This window comes from Paenibacillus cisolokensis (genome assembly GCF_018403665.1).
Taxonomy (GTDB): Bacteria; Bacillota; Bacilli; order Paenibacillales; family Paenibacillaceae; genus Paenibacillus_AH; species Paenibacillus_AH cisolokensis.
Genome location: NZ_BOVJ01000099.1, coordinates 1 through 1,529, shown reverse-complemented (window position 1 = coordinate 1,529; position 1,529 = coordinate 1). Strand labels below are relative to the sequence as shown.

Genomic DNA, 1,529 nt, shown 5'->3' with positions numbered 1-1,529 from the left:
TTATTTCCATAGAAAGCGCGGTGTTTCTATGCTTTTTACAAACGATCCGAACCCCCAACTGGACTATGAACTCGTTTGTCTTGAATATATGGTACCTTCCAATCACTTGCTTCGTTACGTGGATCAATACATTGATTTTACTTTTATTCTGGACCTCGTGCGGCCGTACTACAGCGAGTCGAATGGGCGGCCGTCCCTGGATCCCATTGTATTCTTCAAAATGCTATTGATCGGCTATCTATATAACATCCGCTCTGAACGTGAACTTGAGCGTGCAGTTAACGACTCCCTTGCCTTTCGTTGGTTTTTGCGAATCGGACTCTCCGGGAAAGCGCCCGATCATTCCGTCTTCAGTTGGAACCGGAAGAACCGTTTTAAGGGCACGACCGTTTTCCAAGATATCTTCGACCGTATTGTGAAACAAGCCATGGAGCACAACATGGTGGGAGGTCGTTTGCTCATCACCGATTCCACTCATATAAAGGCCAATGCCAATAACGGCCGCTATGAGAAACGGGAGGTCACCTGCACACCACACGAATATCTCAAAGAACTGGAACAGGCAGTGAACGAGGATCGGGTTGCATTCGGAAAAAAGCCGCTGCCTCCCCAAGAGGAGGCCGAAACGAAAATCCAAAAGGTCAGCCTGACTGATCCGGAAAGTGGATTCCTGAATCGGGATGGGAAACCGGAAGGGTTCCATTACCTGGACCATCGCACGGTGGACCACAAATACAATATCATCACGGATTGCTACGTAACCCCTGGCAATGTCAATGATTCGGTTGTGTATGCGGACCGCCTGATGCACCAAATCAAGAAATTTGGTTGGGAAGATACGTTGGAAGCCGTCGCGCTCGATTCGGGCTACATGACGGCATACGTCTGTTATCGCACGGTTGACATGGGCATCATGGCCGTTATGCCGGAACGTTCCACCCGTGAGCACGCCGTATTTTCAAAAGAACAATTCCGGTACGATAAAGAAAAGAACGTATACATCTGTCCACACCAGCAAGAGCTCACGTACCATACGACTACACGAACTGGATTTCGGGACTACAAATCGGATCCCAAACAATGTGCCGTTTGTCCGTTATTGGATCAATGCACCACCAACAAAACAAAGCAGCGTACGATTCAAAGGCATATTTGGGAAGATTACAAAGAACAGGTATGCAAAAACTCCCAGAGTGAGACCGGAAAAATCATTTATGCGCTGCGTAGCCAGACGATTGAGCGAAGTTTCGCGGATGCCAAAGTGCTCCATGGACTTCGCTATTGCCGGTTTCGGGGTAGGGAAAAGGTGCAGCAGCAAGTGCTGATGACCGCGACTGCTCAGAACATAAAAAGATAGCTCTCCACCTCGCCAAGAAGGCGGGGTAAGGAGATGGGTACGCCCATTCCTCTTTTCTCCTTTCTAAATCCCCACCTTTCCCCGAATAACTTGCTCTATCCCCGTCAAAATGGGGTTTCCCAACAGCCTGAAAAGTGCAGGAATTTGGCCCGATTAGATGACTATGGCGCAA

General features: G+C 48.7%; 1 protein-coding gene. It reads left to right on the top strand.

All coding sequences use genetic code 11. The annotated features are described in order from the left end of the window. Positions 1 to 28 precede the first annotated feature (28 nt). A protein-coding gene (locus tag PACILC2_RS13985) for an IS1182 family transposase (protein WP_244863510.1) occupies positions 29 to 1,386 on the top strand; the annotation gives its coding sequence in 2 pieces (ribosomal slippage) (positions 29 to 1,346 and positions 1,346 to 1,386; 1,359 coding nt in all). The last annotated feature ends 143 nt before the right edge of the window (positions 1,387 to 1,529 follow it).